General features: G+C 70.1%; 18 protein-coding genes and 3 tRNA genes. 11 read left to right on the top strand and 10 right to left on the bottom strand.

Going from position 1 to position 19051, the window contains the following annotated elements:
- The first annotated feature begins 166 nt into the window (after nucleotides 1–166).
- Both ACFUN8_RS10645 and ACFUN8_RS10640 read left to right on the top strand, forming a co-directional pair.
- The gene (locus ACFUN8_RS10645; protein WP_383634330.1) at nucleotides 167–1624 is read left to right on the top strand and encodes a N,N-dimethylformamidase beta subunit family domain-containing protein; all 1458 of its coding nucleotides are present in this window, start codon (nucleotides 167–169) and stop codon (nucleotides 1622–1624) included.
- A 157-nt stretch (nucleotides 1625–1781) separates the two neighbouring features.
- Complete coding sequence (locus ACFUN8_RS10640; RefSeq protein WP_383634328.1) at nucleotides 1782–2681, top strand: phosphoribosylaminoimidazolesuccinocarboxamide synthase; 900 nt, start codon at nucleotides 1782–1784, stop codon at nucleotides 2679–2681.
- Between the two features lie 58 nt (nucleotides 2682–2739).
- Here ACFUN8_RS10640 and ACFUN8_RS10635 read toward each other — a convergent pair.
- The 8 genes from ACFUN8_RS10635 to ACFUN8_RS10600 form a co-directional block, all read right to left on the bottom strand.
- Nucleotides 2740–2812, bottom strand: a tRNA-Gly gene (locus tag ACFUN8_RS10635).
- Between the two features lie 22 nt (nucleotides 2813–2834).
- Nucleotides 2835–3458, bottom strand: a complete 624-nt coding sequence (locus ACFUN8_RS10630) for a response regulator (RefSeq protein ID WP_383634354.1) — start codon at nucleotides 3456–3458, stop codon at nucleotides 2835–2837.
- Nucleotides 3459–3484: 26 nt separating this feature from the next.
- The gene (locus ACFUN8_RS10625; RefSeq protein WP_383634326.1) at nucleotides 3485–4825 is read right to left on the bottom strand and encodes a sensor histidine kinase; all 1341 of its coding nucleotides are present in this window, start codon (nucleotides 4823–4825) and stop codon (nucleotides 3485–3487) included.
- Between the two features lie 60 nt (nucleotides 4826–4885).
- Nucleotides 4886–5698 carry an ABC transporter permease gene (locus ACFUN8_RS10620; protein WP_383634324.1) on the bottom strand — a complete coding sequence of 271 codons (813 nt, stop codon included), beginning with the start codon at nucleotides 5696–5698 and terminating at the stop codon, nucleotides 4886–4888.
- Nucleotides 5695–6690 carry an ABC transporter ATP-binding protein gene (locus tag ACFUN8_RS10615; protein ID WP_383634322.1) on the bottom strand — a complete coding sequence of 332 codons (996 nt, stop codon included), beginning with the start codon at nucleotides 6688–6690 and terminating at the stop codon, nucleotides 5695–5697. The genes ACFUN8_RS10620 and ACFUN8_RS10615 overlap by 4 nt, the downstream gene beginning before the upstream one ends.
- Nucleotides 6691–6847: 157 nt before the next feature.
- Nucleotides 6848–6920 (bottom strand) — tRNA-Gly (locus ACFUN8_RS10610).
- 41 nt (nucleotides 6921–6961) lie between these two features.
- Nucleotides 6962–7033, bottom strand: a tRNA-Gly gene (locus ACFUN8_RS10605).
- A gap of 129 nt (nucleotides 7034–7162) precedes the next feature.
- Nucleotides 7163–7489, bottom strand: a complete 327-nt coding sequence (locus ACFUN8_RS10600; protein WP_171908496.1) for an Lsr2 family protein — start codon at nucleotides 7487–7489, stop codon at nucleotides 7163–7165.
- Nucleotides 7490–7888: 399 nt separating this feature from the next.
- On the opposite strand from ACFUN8_RS10600, the gene purS reads away from it, so the two are divergent.
- The 9 genes from purS (at nucleotide 7889) to purM (ending at nucleotide 17291) form a co-directional block, all read left to right on the top strand.
- Nucleotides 7889–8134: a phosphoribosylformylglycinamidine synthase subunit PurS gene (gene purS, locus ACFUN8_RS10595; protein WP_031230836.1), complete on the top strand. Its 246-nt coding sequence runs from the start codon at nucleotides 7889–7891 to the stop codon at nucleotides 8132–8134.
- Nucleotides 8131–8811, top strand: a complete 681-nt coding sequence (gene purQ, locus ACFUN8_RS10590; RefSeq protein WP_383634319.1) for a phosphoribosylformylglycinamidine synthase subunit PurQ — start codon at nucleotides 8131–8133, stop codon at nucleotides 8809–8811. Before purS ends, purQ begins: the two co-directional genes overlap by 4 nt.
- On the top strand, nucleotides 8811–11069 hold the full coding sequence (gene purL, locus ACFUN8_RS10585; RefSeq protein ID WP_383634317.1) for a phosphoribosylformylglycinamidine synthase subunit PurL: 2259 nt from the start codon (nucleotides 8811–8813) through the stop codon (nucleotides 11067–11069). The genes purQ and purL overlap by 1 nt, the downstream gene beginning before the upstream one ends.
- A 131-nt stretch (nucleotides 11070–11200) precedes the next feature.
- Nucleotides 11201–11731, top strand: a complete 531-nt coding sequence (locus ACFUN8_RS10580) for an ArsR/SmtB family transcription factor (RefSeq protein WP_383634315.1) — start codon at nucleotides 11201–11203, stop codon at nucleotides 11729–11731.
- Between the two features lie 102 nt (nucleotides 11732–11833).
- Nucleotides 11834–12676: a M23 family metallopeptidase gene (locus ACFUN8_RS10575; protein WP_383634313.1), complete on the top strand. Its 843-nt coding sequence runs from the start codon at nucleotides 11834–11836 to the stop codon at nucleotides 12674–12676.
- 10 nt (nucleotides 12677–12686) lie between these two features.
- Entirely contained in the window at nucleotides 12687–13481 is a 795-nt protein-coding gene (locus ACFUN8_RS10570) for a sterol carrier family protein (RefSeq protein ID WP_383634311.1), read from the top strand.
- 75 nt (nucleotides 13482–13556) lie between these two features.
- Nucleotides 13557–14384, top strand: coding sequence for an META domain-containing protein (locus ACFUN8_RS10565; protein WP_383634309.1), 828 nt, complete (start codon nucleotides 13557–13559; stop codon nucleotides 14382–14384).
- A 144-nt stretch (nucleotides 14385–14528) separates the two neighbouring features.
- Complete coding sequence (purF, locus tag ACFUN8_RS10560) at nucleotides 14529–16046, top strand: amidophosphoribosyltransferase (RefSeq protein ID WP_383634307.1); 1518 nt, start codon at nucleotides 14529–14531, stop codon at nucleotides 16044–16046.
- 168 nt (nucleotides 16047–16214) lie between these two features.
- Nucleotides 16215–17291 (top strand): phosphoribosylformylglycinamidine cyclo-ligase, encoded by a 1077-nt coding sequence (gene purM, locus ACFUN8_RS10555; protein ID WP_383634305.1) that lies wholly within the window; start codon nucleotides 16215–16217, stop codon nucleotides 17289–17291.
- Nucleotides 17292–17384: 93 nt separating this feature from the next.
- On the opposite strand, the gene ACFUN8_RS10550 is transcribed toward purM, so the two are convergent.
- Together ACFUN8_RS10550 and ACFUN8_RS10545 are read right to left on the bottom strand one after the other, a co-directional pair.
- The gene (locus ACFUN8_RS10550; RefSeq protein WP_189111161.1) at nucleotides 17385–17633 is read right to left on the bottom strand and encodes a DUF3073 domain-containing protein; all 249 of its coding nucleotides are present in this window, start codon (nucleotides 17631–17633) and stop codon (nucleotides 17385–17387) included.
- Nucleotides 17634–17933: 300 nt separating this feature from the next.
- The gene (locus ACFUN8_RS10545) at nucleotides 17934–19034 is read right to left on the bottom strand and encodes a Leu/Phe/Val dehydrogenase (protein ID WP_383634302.1); all 1101 of its coding nucleotides are present in this window, start codon (nucleotides 19032–19034) and stop codon (nucleotides 17934–17936) included.
- Nucleotides 19035–19051 lie beyond the last annotated feature (17 nt).

The raw sequence follows: 19051 nt of genomic DNA, 5'->3' as shown, positions 1-19051 counted from the left end.
CCTCCACTCCCGTTCACGTCATTCGCGACGAACGGTGACGGATCGCGTGCGTTATGTGATGTGCTGGAGACCGACGCTGACACGGTCCGCCCCCAACGGCGGTCCGCCCTCCGGCAGTCGACCGACAACCAACACCTGCACGGGGTTTCCAGGGAGGGGCGCGCCAATGTGCGCCGATCACATCCGACGGTGGGAATCGGGCGCGCTCGCCCACGCCGTCTCCGATCCCTTCGGCCAGGGGCCGGTGCCCTGGCTGCGCGGCAGCGAGAACTACTTCGACGACACGGGCCATATCGTCCCCTGGTACGCGGACCCGACGCTCGGGCGCGACCGCGGCGGCCCCCACACCGCCGACGACGTCCACCGCCAGATCAAGGGCTTCGCGTCCGCCGGAGCCGCCGCGCCCGGCGAGTCGATCGACTTCCACATCACCGTCGATCCGCCCCAGCCGTTCTCCGTGGACGTCTACCGGATCGGGCACTACGGCGGCGAGGGCGCCCGCAAGATCACCACCAGCCCCCGCCTCTCCGGCATCGTCCAGCCCGCCCCGCTCGCCGCCGAGCGCACGGTCTCCTGCCACCACTGGTGGCTGTCCTGGCGCCTCCAGATCCCGTCGTACTGGTCGCTGGGCGCGTACGTCGCCGTCCTCACCACCACCGACGGCTACCGCTCCCACATCCCCTTCACGGTCCGCGACAGCCACCCCGCCGACCTGCTCCTCCTGCTCCCCGACATCACGTGGCAGGCGTACAACCTCTACCCGGAGGACGGCCATCTCGGCGCCAGCCTCTACCACGCCTGGGACGAGCAGGGCCGCCTCCTCGGTGAGGAGGACGCCGCGATCACGGTCTCCTTCGACCGCCCGTACGCGGGCGCGGGCCTGCCCATCCACGTCGGCCACGCCTACGACTTCATCCGCTGGGCCGAGCGCTACGGCTACGACATCGCCTACGCGGACGCCCGCGACCTGCACGCCGGCCTGATCGACCCGACCCGCTACCGGGGACTGGTCTTCCCCGGCCACGACGAGTACTGGTCGCTCCCCATGCGCCGCACCGTCGAGCGAGCGCGCGAGCACGGCACCTCGCTCGTCTTCCTCTCCGCCAACACCATGTACTGGCAGGTCGAGCTGGGCCCGTCCCCCTCCGGCGTCCCCGACCGCCTCCTCACCTGCCGCAAGCGCCACGGCCCCGGCCGCCCGGCCCTCTGGCGGGAGATCGACAAGCCGGAACAGCAGCTGCTCGGAATCCAGTACGTGGGCCGGGTCCCCGAGCCGCACCCGATGGTCGTACGGAACGCGGAGCACTGGTTCTGGGACGCCACCGGCGCCTCCGAGGGCGACGAGCTCCCCGGCCTGGTCGCCGGTGAGGCCGACCGCTACTTCCCGCGTACGGCGCTGCCCGAGCACGACGAACGGATGCTGCTGGCCCACTCCCCGTACCGGGACATCGGCAACACCCTTCGCCACCAGGAGACTTCGCTCTACCGGGCCCCGTCCGGCGCCCTCGTCTTCGCCTCGGGGACCTTCGCGTGGTCGCCCGCGCTGGACAGACCCGGCCATGTCGACCCGCGCGTCCAGCGGGCCACGGCGAACCTCCTCGACCGCATCTGCAAGCGCGACTGACAGCCTCCAGGCCCGCCCCCGCTCACGCCCGCCTCCCCACACCGCACTGCCCCGGCTCTCACCCGCCCCCCATACGCGACTGCCCCCGCGCACACCCGACTCCCCACATACGGGAGAATCGGCGGCGGAAAGCACCCGCGGCGAGGAACGAGGAACCGTGTCCGGATTCGTAGAAAAGCCCGAGCCGCTTCAGGTCCCGGGCCTGGTACATCTGCACACCGGCAAGGTGCGCGACCTGTACCGGAACGAGGCGGGCGATCTCGTGATGGTCGCCAGCGACCGCATCTCCGCGTACGACTGGGTCCTGCCCACCGAAATCCCCGACAAGGGGCGGGTGTTGACCCAGCTCTCGCTCTGGTGGTTCGACAAGCTCACCGATCTCGCGCCCAACCACGTCATCTCCGCCGACCTCCCCGACGGCGCCCCCGCCCACTGGGTCGGCCGCACCCTCATCTGCAAGTCCCTGCGGATGGCCCCGGTCGAGTGCGTCGCCCGCGGCTATCTCACCGGCTCCGGCCTCGCCGAGTACGAGCAGACCCGCACCGTCTGCGGACTCGCGCTCCCCGAGGGCCTGGTCGACGGCTCCGAGCTGCCGGCGCCGATCTTCACACCCGCCACGAAGGCCGCGGTCGGCGACCACGACGAGAACGTGTCGTACGAGGAGGTCGCCCGCCAGGTCGGCGCGGAGACCGCCGCGCTGCTGCGCCGCACGACGCTCGACGTGTACGGCCGTGCCCGTGACATCGCCCGCGACCGCGGCATCATCCTCGCCGACACGAAGTTCGAGTTCGGCTTCGACGCCGACGACCGGCTGGTGCTCGCCGACGAGGTGCTGACCCCGGATTCCTCGCGCTTCTGGCCGGCGTCGAGCTGGGAGCCGGGGCACGCCCAGCCGTCGTACGACAAGCAGTACGTACGCGACTGGCTGACCTCGTCCGCGTCCGGCTGGGACCGCGCCAGCGAGCAGCCGCCGCCGGAGCTGCCGGGCGAGGTCGTGGACGCGACGCGCGCCAAGTACCTGGAGGCGTACGAACTCCTCACCGGCACCCGCTGGTAGCCCGGAGACGACAACGAAGAACCCCCGGCCGATGATCCGGCCGGGGGTTCCTGTGCTGAGCGGACGACCAGGTTCGAACTGGCGACCTCAACCTTGGCAAGGTTGCGCTCTACCAACTGAGCTACGTCCGCGTGCGCCGTGGCGCGCAGCCCACTATACCCAACCGCGCTCCCGCGCGAGACGCACCGCCGTATGCCGGTTCTCCGCCCCCAGTTTGGACGCGGCCGACGACAGGTAGTTCCGCACGGTGCCCTGCGACAGCGAGGCCCCCGCCGCGATGTCGGCGATCGGCGCCCCGTCGGCCGCCAGCTCCAGCACCTCGGCCTCGCGCGCGGTCAGCGGCGAGTCCCCGGCCGAGATCGCGTCGGCGGCCAACTCCGGGTCCACGTGCCGGTTTCCGGCGTGCACGGTACGGATGATCTCGGCGAGCTGCCGGGCGCTGACGGTCTTCGGTACGAAGCCGCGCACCCCCGCCGCCAGGGCCCGCTTGAGATGGCCCGGCCGGCCGTGACTGGTGACGATCATCGTCCGGCAGCCGGGCAGTTCGCTGCGGATGGATGTGGCGACCTTCACACCGTCGGCGCCCGGCATCTGGAGATCGAGCACGGCGACGTCGGGGCGGTGCGCCAGGGCCATCGCCAGCGCCTCGGGCCCGGAGGCGGCCTCGGCGACGACCGTCAGGTCCTCCTCCAGCCCGAGGAGCGCGGCGAGCGCGCCCCGGATCAGATGTTCGTCGTCGGCGAGGAGGACACGGACGGGAGAGGCCGGCGCAGGCACCGGGTCTTGTACGGGGCGTACGTCGCTCACGCGGTCACCTCGCCGGACACGGGGGCGGTCTCCACGGGCTGTACGGGCTGTACGGGCGACGACGGCAGCGGCACCCGGGCCGTGAGCCGGAAGCGCGCACCGGCCACCGGGCCCGCGTCGAGCGTGCCGCCCAGCGTGGCCAGCCGCTCCCGCAGCCCGGCGAGCCCGGCCCCCGCCGTCCTGGGCGTGCCCGCCGCGCCCGCCCGGACCAGGGCGCCCTGTTCGGGCAGCCCGTCGTTCTCCACGACCAGCACCGCGTCGGCCCCTTCCCGTACCGTCAGCCGCACCGTGCAGTGCCGCGCGTCCCCGTGCCGCAGCACGTTCGTGGCGGCCTCCCGGACCACCCACCCGAGGGCCGACTGCACGTCGGGAGCCAGCCCCACGGCGGCGTCCTGGCTGCCCGCCGCCGCACCCGCCCCCTCCAGATCCAGCCGGAACCCGATCCCGGCTGCCTTCAACACACCCCGCGCGCCTTCCAGTTCGGTGTGCAGGTCGACCTCCCGGTACCCCCGTACCACCGCCCGCACCTCCCGCTGCGACTCCTGCGCGATCCGCTGCACCTCGGCCATCTGCTCGGCGGCCTGCTCCGTGCCCCCGCGCCGCGCCAACTGCTCGGCCAGCTCGCTCTTGAGCGCGATCACCGCCAGATTGCGGCCCATCACGTCGTGCATGTCCCGGCCGAAACGCAGCCGCTCCTCGGCGACGGCGAGCCGTGCCTGGAGTTCGCGGGCGCTGTCCAGCTCCCACACGGACCTGACCAGCCAGACCGAGAAACCGGTGGTGAAGGCCAGGGCCAGCCCCGCGATCACCACCCCGACCACACACCCGAGGAGCGCGCCGGGCGACAGTCCGAGCACCAGGGCGGTCAGCGCGACGAACACCGTGGCCGCCAGCACGGCCAGCAGCATGCTCCGCACCCGGCGGACGCCGATGACCAGCGACGCGAGGCCGAAGCCGACGAAGGTGACCAGCAGGGAGGAGACCGACGTGGCGTCCTCCACGTTCTTGGGGTCCGCGGGGAACAGGCTGATGGCGGCCACACAGCCGATGGCGGTGAGCACGGCCGTCGCGGCGATGAGCCGGCTCGGCCGGGCCCGCCTGCCGAGCGCCCAGGTCAGCGAGTACGAACTGCAGGCGGCGCTCACGAGCGCGTGGGCGCAGACGAGCAGCAGAAGCCAGCCGCCGACCGGGGAGTCGGTACGTGAGCCGACCACCACTCCGATCGCGCCGACCTCGACGATCGCGAAGAGGTGGAAGGACCAGCGGGTGTAGATCTCGACCTTGGCCGGTTTGCTCTTCCCGGCCCACGAGCCCGTCGCTCTCCGCACCCTCGCCATGTCGTCCCTCCTGAGTCCTCGCCCGGTTCTCCGTCCCACCCGATCCCACCCGCGCCGTGATCAGCGCCGCGGCTCCCAGCGGAACCACCGCTTCACAGCAAACACCGCGAACACGATCCAGACCAGGGCACTCAGTCCCGCGACGGCCAGGTCGCCGCCCGAGGTGCCGCCCAGCCATCCGGCCCGTACGAGGGTCACGACGCCGGTCATCGGCAGCAGCTCGCAGATCGAGGCGATCTTGTCGGGCAGCGTCTCCAGCGGTACGAACATGCCCGACCCCAGCGACGAGATCAGGAGCATCGGCAGGATGCTGATCTGGGCGCTCTCCACAGTACGGGTGAACCCGGCCGTGGCCGCGGCCAGCGCCGCCATGAGCCCGACGCCCGCCAGCACACCGAGGACCAGCAGCTCGGGCCGCTGCGGGGCGCTGATGTCGAGGAACGCGATTCCGGCGACGATCAGCACGACACACTGCGCGAGGGCCAGCGAGGCGGCCGGCAGCGCGGTACCGGTCAGGATCTCCATGTCGGAGACCTCGCCCGTACGGAGCCGCTTGAGTACCAGTTCCTCACGCCGGGCGGTGTAGGCGGAGGTGAGATTCATGTACACCACCAGGAGCAGCACCATGCCGATGCCGCCCGTCATGGCGATCTCCATGACGCTCAGCCCGGTGCCGTCCAGGTTGACGTTCCGCAGCGATGCCTTGGTCGAGGCGATCAGCAGGAGCGGCATGAGGAGCGCCGTGACGAGCATGCTCCTGTTGCGTACGAGCAGGGTCAGCTCGGCCCGCCCGAGCGCGCTCAGCCGTCCCGTCCTGGTCACGGTCCCGCCCTCGGCGGCCGTCTCCCGATTCTGTGCGATTACCGTGCTCATGCCGCGAACGCCTCTCCCGTGTCGGTGCCCGCACCGGGGACGGTGGCCCCCGCGCGCTGGGCGGCGATGTCCAGGAACGCCTCTTCGAGCGAGGCCGACCGGGCATCGAGCTTTTCCAGATGTACGTCGAACTCCTCGGCCCAGCGCAGCAGTTCGGCCAGGTCCCGCTGAAGGTGCTGGGTGCGGATCTCGATCCGCCGGCCGTCGGCGGCCGCCCTGAGCGTGAGCGGCAGCTGTCCGGGCTCCATGCCCGAGGGCAGCGTGAACCGGATCCGGGACGGCCTGGTCGCCGTCACCTCCGACGGTGTCCCCGACACCACGATGCGGCCTCCGTGCATGATCGCCAGCCGGTCCGCGAGGCCCTCGGCCTCCTCCAGGTAGTGGGTGGTCAGCAGGACGGTGGTGCCGCCGTCGCGCAGCGCGCGCACCAGCTCCCAGGTGTCCCGCCGCCCTTCGGCGTCCAGGCCGGTCGTCGGCTCGTCGAGGAACAGCACCTCGGGCCGCCCGAGCAGCGCGAGCGCCAGGTCCAGGCGCCGCTTCTCACCGCCGGACAGTTGCTTGACCCGCACATCGGCGCGCTTGCCCATCCCCACGAGCTCCAGCGCCTCACCGGTGGGCCGCGCCCCGCTCGTGCAGCCCGCCCACATCCGTACGGTCTCCTTGACCGTCAGATCGCTGGGGAAGCCGCCCTCCTGGAGCATCACCCCGGTCCGGGGCCGTACTTCGGCCCGCTCGGTGTACGGGTCGCGCCCGAGCACCCGCACCGTGCCGCCGCTGGGGCGGGCGAGGCCCTCCAGCATCTCGACGGTGGAGGTCTTGCCCGCGCCGTTCGTCCCGAGCAGGGCGAACAGCTCGCCCTCCCCGACGGTGAACGAGACCTCGTCCACCGCTTGGAACCCTCCCGCGTAGCTGCGCCGGAGCCGATCCACCTCGATGACGTTCCTGTCCACATCCGTGGCACTCGCGCCGTGGTCTCCCAGAGTTCGTGTCATGCCTTCAAGACTTCCGCCGGACCGGGCCCGGGAGCAGTGCGCGCTGTCACCACTGCTCATGACAAATGTCATCGGGGGCGGACGGAGGCCGGTCGGACAGAGAGGGGCCGGGCACGACGAAGGCCCCGGTCACAAGTGACCGGGGCCTTCGATACGGAGCGGACGACCAGGTTCGAACTGGCGACCTCAACCTTGGCAAGGTTGCGCTCTACCAACTGAGCTACGTCCGCAGTGCATCGTTCACCAACAACAAGCCTTCGATGTGATGCAGAGCGGGTGACAGGAATCGCACACTGCGCCTCCCCCTTGGAAAGGGGGCGTTCTACTACTGAACTACACCCGCACGCTGCGTGAGGTTCGGCTTTTCGGCCTTGCCCTTCGGCGTGCTCCAGACTCTAGCCGATGGCTGGGGGTGCTGTGCAACTCCGATCCCCGGCGAGCCCGGCAGGACGTCCGCCGACCGGACGGTCCCTCAACTGGCCTCGCGGAACGCCTCGTAGACCCGCTTGGGGATCCGGCCGCGGGCCGGCACCTCCATCCGGTGCGAGAGCGCCCACGCGCGTACGGCCGCCGGGTCGGGCGCGAGGGCCGTGTGCCGGTACGACTTGCGGTTCTTGCCGGCGTGGGTCTGCCGCCGGCCCGCCTCCAGGTAGGGGGCCAGGGCCTTGCGCAGTTTCTTTGCATTGGCGGGATTGAGGTCGATCTCGTACGACTTCCCGTCGAGGCCGAACGAGACCGTTTCCGCCGCTTCTCCGCCGCTGATGTCGTCGGAGAGCGTGACCACTACGCGCTGCGCCACGGATATCGGTCCTTTCATGCGGCACCCGCCTCGTCCGGCTCATGCTTCTGAAACATGGCTGACGTGCGGCGATACCGGCCTTCCGGCTGTTTAGGGGCAATGCGACTTTCTACTCTATTCCTTTGTACAGCGAACCGCCTCGCATTGTGAAGCCCAGCCAATTGCATCAGCGTGTCCGACGGCAATGGCGGGAGCGGTTTTTTTCCTGGATTTTTCCGTGCGGTCTCACGGTGCGATATCGACGGAGATCGGTGGAGAGTCCGGCACTGTGTGGATATCTACTCGCGTAGATTTTGTGTACGGGTACGCTGATGGCACTCGGGGGGTCGGGGGATTCCCCGGTCAGAACCACAGCCGCAGACAGCTGCACACAGCCGCACCACACCACCGGGAGTGCCAGTGGCACGCGTCGTAGTCGACGTCATGCTCAAGCCGGAGATCCTCGACCCGCAAGGACAAGCAGTGCAGCGCGCACTGCCCCGGCTGGGTTTCGACGGGATCGCGGACGTCCGCCAGGGAAAGCGTTTCGAGCTGGAGGTGCAGGGCCCGGTCGACGAGGCCGCCCTCGCCCGCATCCATGAGATGGCCGAGACGTTCCTCGCCAACACCGTCATCGAGGACTTCGTCGTAAAGGTGGAGTCGTGACCACTCGTATCGGAGTCGTCACTTTCCCCGGCACACTCGACGACCGCGACAGTCTTCGCGCTGTCAGGATCGCCGGAGCGGAACCTGTCTCACTCTGGCACCGCGACAAGGACATCAAGCAGGTCGACGCCGTCGTCCTGGCGGGTGGATTCAGCTACGGCGACTATCTGCGCGCCGGCGCCATTTCCCGATTCTCGCCGGTGATGGAGACGATCATCGAGCAGGCGAAGGGCGGCATGCCGGTCCTGGGGATCTGCAACGGGTTCCAGATCCTGACCGAATCGCATCTGCTGCCGGGCGCGATGCTGCGCAACAACCATCTGCACTTCATCTGCCGCGACCAGAAGCTGCGGGTGGAGAACGCTTCGACCGCGTGGACCGCCGACTACGAGGCGGGCCAGTCCATCTCCGTACCGCTGAAGAACATCGACGGCCGCTACGTGGCCGCCGAGACGGTCCTGGACGAGCTGGAGGCCGAGGGCCGGGTCGCCTTCCGCTATCTGGACGGCAATCCGAACGGCTCGCTCCGTGACATCGCGGGCATCACCAACGCGGCGGGCAACGTCGTCGGCCTGATGCCGCACCCCGAGCACGCCGTGGAACCGCTGATCGGTACGGGCCGTACCGACGGGCTCGGGTTCTTCACCTCGATCCTGAAGAAGCTGGTAAGCGCCTGATGACGATCAAGAACCTGGACACCGTCAAGAACGCGGCGGGGACGCCCGACGTCGACCAGCCCTGGAAGGAACTCGGCCTCAAGGAGGACGAGTACACCCGGATCCGCGAGATCCTGGAGCGTCGGCCGACCGGCGCCGAGCTGGCCATGTACTCCGTGATGTGGTCCGAGCACTGCTCGTACAAGAGCAGCAAGGTGCACCTCAAGCAGTTCGGCGACAAGGCCCCCGCCAACGACGCGATGCTGGTCGGCATCGGTGAGAACGCGGGCGTCGTGGACGTCGGCCAGGGGTACGCGGTCACCTTCAAGGTCGAGTCGCACAACCACCCCTCGTACATCGAGCCCTACCAGGGCGCGGCCACCGGCGTCGGCGGCATCGTCCGCGACATCCTCGCCATGGGCGCCCGCCCGGTCGCCGTCGTGGACCCGCTGCGCTTCGGCGCGGCCGACCACCCCGACACCCGGCGGGTGCTGCCCGGGGTCGTCGCCGGCATCGGCGGTTACGGCAACTGCCTGGGCCTGCCGAACATCGGCGGCGAGGTCGTCTTCGACCCCTGCTACCAGGGCAATCCGCTGGTCAACGCGGGCTGCATCGGCGTGATGAGGCACGAGGACATCCACCTCGCGCAGGCGTCCGGCCCCGGCAACAAGGTGATCCTGTACGGCGCCCGGACCGGCGGCGACGGCATCGGCGGAGTCTCGGTGCTGGCCTCCGAGACCTTCGAGTCGACCGGACCGGCCAAGCGCCCGGCGGTCCAGGTGGGCGACCCGTTCCAGGAGAAGCTCCTCATCGAGTGCACCCTGGAGATCTTCGCCGAGAAGCTGGTCGCCGGTATCCAGGACCTGGGCGGCGCCGGTCTCTCCTGCGCGACGAGCGAGCTGGCGTCGGCCGGATCCGGCGGTATGCGGGTCGAACTGGACACCGTCCCGCTGCGTGACTCGTCCCTCTCGCCCGAGGAAATCCTCATGAGCGAGTCGCAGGAACGCATGTGCGCGGTCGTCGAGCCCGACAAGGTCGACCGGTTCATGGAGATCTGCGAGAAGTGGGACGTCATCGCGACCGTCATCGGTGAGGTCACCGAGGGCACCCGGCTGGAGATCTTCTGGCACGGCGAGCAGATCGTGGACGTGCCGCCGCGCTCCGTGGCGCACGACGGCCCGGTCTACCACCGCCCGTACGCCCGCCCCGACTGGCAGGACGCGCTCCAGGCCGACGACGCCAACAAGCTTGCCCGGCCCACGAGTTCGGCCGAGCTGCGCGAGCAGGTGCTCAAGCTGGTCGGCTCGCCGAACCAGGCGTCGAAGGCGTGGATCACCGACCAGTACGACCGCTTCGTGCAGGGCAACACCGTCCTCGCACAGCCCGAGGACGCGGGCATGGTCCGGATCGACGAGTCGACCAACCTCGGTGTGGCGATGGCGACGGACGGCAACGGCCGGTTCGCCAAGCTCGACCCGTACGCGGGCGCGCAGCTCGCGCTGGCGGAGGCGTACCGCAACGTCGCCGCCTCCGGCGCCAAGCCGCTCGCCATCTCCGACTGCCTGAACTTCGGCTCGCCCGAGGACCCGGCCGTCATGTGGCAGTTCGCCGAGGCCACCCGCGGTCTCGCGGACGGCTGCCTCCAGCTGGGCACCCCGGTCACCGGCGGCAACGTCTCGCTCTACAACCAGACCGGCGAGACGGCGATCCACCCGACGCCGGTCGTGGCCGTGCTCGGTGTGATCGACGACGTCACACGCCGTACGCCGATCGCCTTCGAGGAAGAGGGCCAGCTCCTCTACCTGCTCGGCGACACTCGCGAGGAGTTCGGCGGCTCCGCCTGGTCCCAGGTGATCCACGACCACCTGGGCGGACTGCCGCCGAAGGTGGACCTGGACCGGGAGAAGCTGCTCGGCGAGATCCTGATCTCGGGATCGCGCGACGGCATGATCGACGCGGCGCACGACCTGAGCGACGGCGGTCTGATCCAGGCCGTCACCGAGTCGTGCCTGCGGGGCGGCAAGGGCGCGCGGCTGGTCGTGCCGGACGGGCTCGACGCGTTCACCGCGCTGTTCAGCGAGTCGGCCGGGCGCGCGGTCGTGGCCGTGCCGCGCAGCGAGGAGCTGCGCTTCACCGACATGTGCGGGGCGCGTGGGCTGCCCGCGACGCGGATCGGTGTGGTGGACGGTGAAGAGGTCGAGGTCCAGGGCGAGTTCAGCATCGCGCTGAGCGAGCTGCGGGCGGCGCACGAGGGAACGATCGAGGCGCTGCTGGCCTGAGGCCGCGGCCCGAGACACGACGAGGCCCCCGCCCGGTTCGTACGGAACCGGTCGGGGGCCTCGTCGTGTCCGCCGCGCCCGCACCACGGAAAGCACTTGCGAAGGATTACGTAATTACGTAACTTCAGCGCATGGAGCTTGAGGAACGGGTCGCCGAGCTGGAACGCCGGCTCGCGGCGCTGGAGCGGACGCGCCCCGAGTCGGAGTCGTCACCCCGGCCGCCGCGAGGGGAGCGGCCGGGGCCGACGGCGGACGACGCCCTGCGACCGCTGCGGCAGTTGGAGGAGCAGCTCGCGGAGGTGCCCGGCGGCGGTGTGACGTACACGGGCTCGGTGCGGCTGCCGACCCTGGAGCACTACCGGTGGCAGTTCACCGAGCTGACCGACCATGTGCTCGACGCCGACTGGTCGGTGACCGTCGACTGCTTCGCGGCGCTCGGCCACGCCGTACGGCTCCGGCTGCTGCGCGAGATCCTCGGCGGCCTGCGCACCGCCGCCGAGCTGACGGCGCTGGACGACATAGGGACCACCGGCCAGATCTACCACCATCTGCGCCAGCTGACCGGCGCGGGCTGGCTCCAGACGGCGGGGCGGGGGCGTTACGAGGTGCCGGCCGCCCGCGTCGTACCGCTGCTGGTCATGCTGTCCGCCGCCAGGAACTGAATCCCACAGCGGACCCCGCCGAAGACCCCGCCCCGGACCTCATCGCAGACCCCGTCCCAGACCCATCGCAGATCCCACCGGAGACCCGAGGTGACCCGCACCATGTCCATACGGAAACTGGCCGCGATCCTGGCCCGCTGCTGTCTGCTGCTCGTCATCGTGCTGGTCCTGGGCATGATCTTCGCCGGCTGGGCCCCGCCTCTGTGGCTGCTCTTCCCGCCGGCCGTGTTCGCCGGCGCCGTGCTGCTCGTCCAGGGGCGGCGCACCGCCCGCGCGATGAAGGGGGCCACCGCCCCCACCCCCGTGGAGACCGGGGCGCCGGTGTCCGGGCGCTGGCTCGCGCTCAACAGCCCGGCGACCAAGGTGCCCAGCCACGGCCTCCACACCTACGGCCAGACGTATGCCATCGACATCCTGGCCGCGCCGGATCCCGACCCCCGCCCGCCCTTCGCGAAGCTGTGGCCCCTCGTGCGCGGGAACAGCCACTACCCGGCCTTCGGCGCCCCCGTACTCGCCGTGGCCGACGCGACCGTCGTCCATGTTCTGAACGGGCGCCGCGACCATCTGACCCGCACCTCGCTGCCCGCGCTCATCTGGTTGATGGTGATCGAAGCCCCGCTGCGGGAGACGGCGGGCCCGTCGTGGATCGTCGGCAACCACATCGTCCTGGACCTCGGCGACGGCACGTACGCCATGTACGCGCATCTCAAGCAGGGCTCGGTGACCGTCGCCGCCGGTGACCGGGTGCGCGCGGGGCAGCGGATCGCCGACTGCGGCAACACCGGCAACTCCACCGAGCCGCACGTCCACTTCCAGCTGATGGACGGCCCCGACCTGGACACCGCGCGCGGCGTCCCCTTCACCTGGCGCGGCATCGGCGTCCCGGCCAACGGCGAGTCGTTCACCCCTCAGGACGAGGCGTCACCCGCGCCGAGCCTCGATTAGCCTCCCGGACATGCCACCGGCCAAGAAGCGCAAGCAACGCGGTTACGACTCCGACAAGACCCGTACCGCCGTCCTCACCCAGTTCGCGCACGTGCGCGAAGCGGTCCTCGCCCTCACCCCCGAGCAGCTCGCCCTGCCCGCGGGCCTCGGCGACTGGACCGTGCGCGAGCTGGCCGCACACCTGAGTTTCGGCGTCGAGTCCGTCAGCCGCGCCCTGGAACAGCCCGCGCCGCCCGTCGCGGAGGTGGGCCTGCCCGAGTGGGCGTTCGCCACGGCGGCGCTGGCCGCCCCGATCTCGGACGACGTCAAGGCGTACGCGGCCTCCGCCGAACCCGCCGAGCTGTTCGGGCGCACGACCGGCCGGATCACCGCGCTGCTGCCGGGCGCCCCGGCCGACCGGCTGATCGCCGTCCGGGTCGGGGCCATGCGCCTCGGCGACTTCCTGGTCACCCGCACCGTGGAACTCGTCGTCCACACCGACGACCTGAACCGCGCGGCCGGGCTCGACATCCCCTTCGACCGGCAGGCGCTCGCCGCCTGCACGCGGCTGCTCGCCGACGCGCTCGCGGTGAAGGCGCCCGGCGCTTCGACGGAGGTGCGGATCCCGCCGTACGCCGTGGTGCAGTGCGTGGAGGGACCCCGGCACACCCGCGGCACTCCGCCGAACGTCGTCGAGACGGACCCGCTCACCTGGCTGCGGCTCGCCACAGGCCGTACGACCTGGTCCGAGGCGCTGGCATCGGCCCAGGTCAGCGCGAGCGGCGAACGCGCGGATCTCGGTGCTCTGCTGCCGGTCATGAGCTGAGTGGCCGCCCCGCCCGGGATCCGTACGGAACCGGACCCGGGGCTGCCTCGTCCCACCGGTATGCAGAAACAGTCAGTGACCACCGTCACCGCCCTCACGACCCTGGCCCTCCTCGCCCTCGCCGGCTGCGGCACCGAGTCCGGCAGAGAGTCCCTCGGGGCGGACGAGGCCGGCAGCGCGGTGCGGACCGATCTGCCCCTGACAGATGTGCGCTGGAGCGTCGACAGCCTCAACGTCGACGGCAAGAAGATCGCGGTACCCGCCGAGGCCAGCCTGGAGATCGACGCCAAGGGCAAGGTCAGCGCGCGGACCGGCTGCAACGGCGTCGGAGCCATGGTCACCATCGACGGTGACACGATCACTGTCGGTGAGAGGCTGCCGTCGACACAGATGGGCTGCCCGGGGGTGCCCGGAACCTTCGAGAAGGCCCTCGGCGGCGCCATCGACGGCAAGATCAAGGCCAAGGTCGACGACAAGAAGCTCACCCTCACCACCGCCGCGGGCGACTCCATCGCCCTGTCCGCCGAGAAGCCGGCCCCGCTCGTGGGCACCGGATGGGCCGTCGACGGCCTCATCTCCGGCAAGACCGCCCGCTCGCTGCCCAAGGACAAGAAGGGCGAGACCCCGAAGGCGACGCTCACCTTCGCCAAGGACGGCACCGTGAGCGGCAACCTCGGCTGCAACGGGTTCTCGGCGTCCGCGAAGGTCGCGGGCTCCACGATCACCTTCGGGCCCGTCAAGGCCACCAGGAAGCTCTGCCCGGAGCCGGGAATGTCCGTGGAGCGGGAGCTGATGAAGGTGCTCAAGGGCCAGGTGACGTATGAGGTGCACCACCGTGAGCTGACCCTCAAGACGGCCGGCGGCGAAGGGCTCAGCGCCGGAGCGGGAGCCCCCGCGAAGTAGTGACGGCCCGGTTCTCCCAGGTGAACAGGGTCCTCTTCGGGTGGGCCGGTGGCGACACGCCGCCGGCCCACTTCGCCGTCCACCTCACGGCCCACTTCCGTACCGCATTCGGACCAGCGGTCGATCTCGCCTACACTCGGTGCCGTGCCTCGTGGTGATGGACGACTCAACCACGACCTGCTCCCCGGCGAGAAGGGCCCTCAGGACGCTTGCGGCGTCTTCGGAGTCTGGGCCCCCGGTGAAGAGGTCGCCAAGCTCACCTACTTCGGACTGTATGCACTGCAACACCGCGGACAGGAGTCCGCGGGCATCGCAGTGAGCAACGGCTCCCAGATCCTTGTCTTCAAGGACATGGGCCTTGTCTCACAGGTCTTCGACGAAACTTCCCTCGGCTCCCTCCAAGGCCATATCGCCGTGGGTCACGCCCGCTACTCCACCACCGGAGCCTCGGTGTGGGAGAACGCGCAGCCGACCTTCAGAGCCACCGCTCACGGCTCCATCGCGCTCGGCCACAACGGCAATCTGGTCAACACGGCCGAACTCGCCGAACTGGTCGCCGACCTCCCCAAGGAGAACGGCCGCACGACCCGCGTCGCCGCGACCAACGACACCGATCTGATCACGGCGCTCCTCGCCGGACAGACGGACGACGACGGCAAGCCCCTCACCGTCGAACAGGCCGCACCGCAGGTCCTGCCGCACGCCAAGGGTGCCTTCTCGCTCGTCTTCATGGACGAGCACACCCTCTACGCGGCCCGTGACCCGCAGGGCATCCGCCCGCTGGTCCTCGGCCGGCTCGAACGCGGCTGGGTCGTGGCCTCCGAGAGCGCCGCTCTCGACATCTGCGGCGCCTCCTTCGTCCGCGAGGTCGAGCCGGGCGAGCTGATCGCGATCGACGAGAACGGCCTGCGCAGCTCCCGATTCGCTGAAGCGAAGCCCAAGGGCTGTGTCTTCGAGTACGTGTATCTGGCCCGTCCCGACACCGACATCGCCGGGCGGAACGTCTACCTCTCCCGGGTGGAGATGGGTCGAAAACTCGCCAGAGAAGCGCCCGTCGAGGCCGATCTCGTCATAGCGACGCCGGAGTCCGGCACGCCCGCCGCGATCGGTTACGCGGAGGCGAGCGGTATCCCGTACGGCTCGGGACTGGTCAAGAACGCGTATGTCGGCCGGACCTTCATCCAGCCCTCACAGACCATTCGCCAACTGGGCATCCGTCTCAAGCTGAATCCTCTTAAAGAGGTCATCAGGGGCAAGCGCCTGGTGGTCGTGGACGACTCGATCGTCCGCGGCAACACCCAGCGCGCCCTCGTCAAGATGCTCCGCGAGGCCGGCGCCGCCGAGATCCACATCCGGATCTCGTCCCCGCCGGTGAAGTGGCCGTGCTTCTTCGGTATCGACTTCGCCACCCGCGCGGAGCTGATCGCCAACGGCATGTCCATCGAGGAGATCGGCGCCTCACTGGGCGCCGACTCCCTCTCGTACATCTCCATCGACGGCATGATCGAGGCGACCACCATCGCCAAGCCGAACCTCTGCCGCGCCTGCTTCGACGGCGAGTACCCGATGGACCTGCCCGATCCGGAACTCCTCGGCAAGCAGCTGCTGGAGACCGAGCTGGCGGGCGGCGCCGACGCCGCCGACGCGCTCAGGCGGCCGTAACAGAGGCCATGAGCCCCCGTGAACGTGCCGTACGGCCCGCCGCGACCCTCTTCCCACCGGTCGCGGCGGCCTGCGGCCACGTCCCGAACCCACGGCCCCTCGGCCCCACGGACCCCGAATCCAGCCCCCGGCCCAGCCCCCGCAGCACTGACACGAAAGCTCTCCGACATGCCAGCTGAATCCTCCGGTGCCTCCTACGCCGCCGCGGGCGTCGACATCGAGGCCGGCGACCGCGCCGTCGAGCTGATGAAGGAGTGGGTGAAGAAGACCCAGCGCCCCGAGACCGTCGGCGGTCTCGGCGGCTTCGCCGGACTCTTCGACGCCTCCGCGCTCAAGCGCTACGAGCGCCCGCTGCTCGCCTCCGCGACCGACGGCGTCGGTACGAAGGTCGATCTGGCCCGCAAGATGGGCGTCTACGACACGATCGGCCACGACCTCGTCGGCATGGTCGTCGACGACCTGGTGGTGTGCGGCGCCGAACCGCTGTTCATGACCGACTACATCTGCGTCGGCAAGGTCTTCCCCGAGCGGGTCGCCGCCATCGTCAAGGGCATCGCCGAGGGCTGTGTGCTGGCCGGCTGCGCGCTCGTCGGCGGCGAGACCGCCGAGCACCCCGGCCTTCTCGGCGAGGACGACTTCGATGTCGCCGGCGCCGGTACGGGCGTGGTCGAGGCCGACCGGCTGCTGGGCGCGGATCGTATCCGTACGGGTGACGTCGTGATCGCCATGGAGTCCTCCGGGCTTCACTCCAACGGGTACTCACTCGTCCGGCATGTCGTGTTCGACCGGCTCGGCTGGTCGCTGGAGCGCGAGGTCGCCGAGTTCGGCCGCACGCTCGGCGCGGAGCTGCTGGAACCCACCAAGATCTACTCGCTGGACTGCCTGGCCCTGACCAGGACCACCGAGGTGCACGCTTTCAGCCACATCACCGGCGGCGGCCTTGCCAACAACCTGGCGCGGGTCGTCCCGGACCATCTGCACGCGACGGTGGACCGTTCGACCTGGGCGCCCGGCCCGGTCTTCGACCTGATCGGCTCGGCGGGCCAGGTGGAGCGCACGGAGCTGGAGAAGACGCTCAACATGGGCGTCGGCATGATCGCCGTGGTCCCCGAGGAGTCGGTGGACTCGGCGCTCACCACCCTCGCCGACCGGGGCGTGGGCGCCTGGGTGGCCGGCGGCATCGTGGACAGGCAGAGCGGCGGCTCGACCACGGGCGCGGCGCTGACCGGGGACTATGCGGCCTGAGCCCGTGCCGGTGGGGCACTGGTGTCATGGTGAAACCCGGTCCGGGATGCCCGGACCGGGTCACATGGGTGATTTCTTTGAGGTGTACGTACGTCAAGCGCCGCGACGCTGTGACGACGGGCCGGACTCCTCGTCCTCTTCGTCGTCGTTGTACAGCTCCGCGTACTGTGCGTACGGGTCATCTTCCTCGTCGTCATCCTCGAACGGCTCAGCGTTCGGCGGTTGACTCGAAGGCGATGCGCCCAGCTCATTGGCCAGACGCGACAGATCTGTCCCGCCGCTGTTGTACTTCAGCTGGCGGGCGACCTTTGTCTGCTTGGCCTTGGCCCGGCCGCGCCCCATGGCTCGACCCCCTCGGTGACGGGGCTCCACGGCCCCAGAGTCTTGACACGCGTTCATGTTTCAGAACGAGCTCTCCGCAGAGAGACCCGTCCTTAGGACTTCAACGGTACCTGCTTCCGCGGCCATACGGTACGCCGCCCGCATGACGCGCCTCGGCGCGGGACCGGCGAGAACGGGTGTCCTCGCTGGTCAGCTGCGATTTTAACCTCTTATTGAGGGGCGACCCGCCGACCGGGGTGAGTCTCGTCTCCCCCCGGAGCCGCGCGGTGGCTCAGCGTCGGCCGATCGCCCCTCCGGACCTCAGCGGGCGCGGGCCTCCGAGATGCGCTGCTCGGCGATCCGGTCGGCCGCGGCGGCCGGCGGAATCCCGTCGTCCTTCGCACGTGCGAATATCGAAAGTGTGGTGTCGAAGATCTTCGCGGCCTTCGTCTTGCACCGCTCGAAGTCGAATCCGTGCAGCTCGTCGGCGACCTGGATCACGCCGCCCGCGTTCACCACGTAGTCCGGCGCGTAGAGGATGCCGCGGTCGGCGAGATCCTTCTCGACACCGGGGTGCGAGAGCTGGTTGTTGGCCGCTCCGCACACCACCTTCGCGGTCAGCGCGGGCACGGAGTCGTCATTGAGCGCGCCGCCCAGCGCGCACGGCGCGTAGACGTCCAGACCCTCGGCGCGGATCAGCGCGTCGGTGTCGGCGGCCACGGTGACCTCGGGGTGGCGGTCGGTGATCCGGAGCACGGACTCGTCCCGTACGTCCGTGATCACCACGGAGGCGCCGTCCTGGAGCAGATGCTCGACCAGATGGTGCCCGACCTTGCCGACGCCGGCGATGCCGACCTTGCGGCCGCGCAGCGTCGGGTCGCCCCACAGATGCTGGGCGCTGGCCCGCATCCCCTGGAAGACACCGAACGCCGTCAGTACGGAGGAGTCGCCGGCGCCGCCGTTCTCGGGCGAGCGGCCGGTCGTCCAGCGGCACTCGCGGGCGACGACGTCCATGTCGGCGACATACGTACCGACGTCGCAGGCCGTGACGTAGCGACCGCCGAGGGAGGCCACGAACCGGCCGTACGCCAGCAGCAGCTCGTCCGTCTTGATCAGCTCGGGGTCACCGATGATCACGGCCTTGCCGCCGCCGTGGTCGAGACCGGCCATGGCGTTCTTGTACGACATCCCGCGCGACAGGTTCAGCGCGTCGGCGACGGCGTCCTGCTCGGAGGCGTACGGGTAGAAACGGGTGCCGCCCAGGGCCGGGCCCAGGGCGGTGGAGTGCAGTGCGATGACTGCCTTGAGCCCGCTGGCGCGGTCCTGACAGAGCACGACCTGCTCGTGGCCACCCTGTTCGGAGTGGAACAGGGTGTTCAGTACATCGACGGTTGCGACAGGGGCTCCGGTCACATCGGTCACGGTGGTGACTCCCAAGT

It is taken from the genome of Streptomyces sp. NPDC057307, assembly GCF_042667665.1.
In the GTDB taxonomy this organism is placed as follows: Bacteria; Actinomycetota; Actinomycetes; order Streptomycetales; family Streptomycetaceae; genus Streptomyces.
The sequence above is the reverse complement of the archived record's forward strand: the minus strand, read 5'-3'. Positions and strand labels throughout refer to the sequence as shown.

Bases quoted from the DNA above. Each gene is read 5' to 3' on its own strand.
- ACFUN8_RS10645 (WP_383634330.1), top strand. From the start codon at position 167: ATGTGCGCCGATCACATCCGACGGTGGGAATCGGGCGCGCTCGCCCAC.
- ACFUN8_RS10625 (WP_383634326.1), bottom strand. From the start codon at position 4,825: ATGGCGAGGGTGCGGAGAGCGACGGGCTCGTGGGCCGGGAAGAGCAAA.
- ACFUN8_RS10620 (WP_383634324.1), bottom strand. From the start codon at position 5,698: ATGAGCACGGTAATCGCACAGAATCGGGAGACGGCCGCCGAGGGCGGG.
- ACFUN8_RS10615 (WP_383634322.1), bottom strand. From the start codon at position 6,690: ATGACACGAACTCTGGGAGACCACGGCGCGAGTGCCACGGATGTGGAC.
- purL (WP_383634317.1), top strand. From the start codon at position 8,811: ATGACGATCAAGAACCTGGACACCGTCAAGAACGCGGCGGGGACGCCC.
- ACFUN8_RS10580 (WP_383634315.1), top strand. From the start codon at position 11,201: ATGGAGCTTGAGGAACGGGTCGCCGAGCTGGAACGCCGGCTCGCGGCG.
- ACFUN8_RS10575 (WP_383634313.1), top strand. From the start codon at position 11,834: ATGTCCATACGGAAACTGGCCGCGATCCTGGCCCGCTGCTGTCTGCTG.
- ACFUN8_RS10570 (WP_383634311.1), top strand. From the start codon at position 12,687: ATGCCACCGGCCAAGAAGCGCAAGCAACGCGGTTACGACTCCGACAAG.
- purM (WP_383634305.1), top strand. From the start codon at position 16,215: ATGCCAGCTGAATCCTCCGGTGCCTCCTACGCCGCCGCGGGCGTCGAC.
- ACFUN8_RS10550 (WP_189111161.1), bottom strand. From the start codon at position 17,633: ATGGGGCGCGGCCGGGCCAAGGCCAAGCAGACAAAGGTCGCCCGCCAG.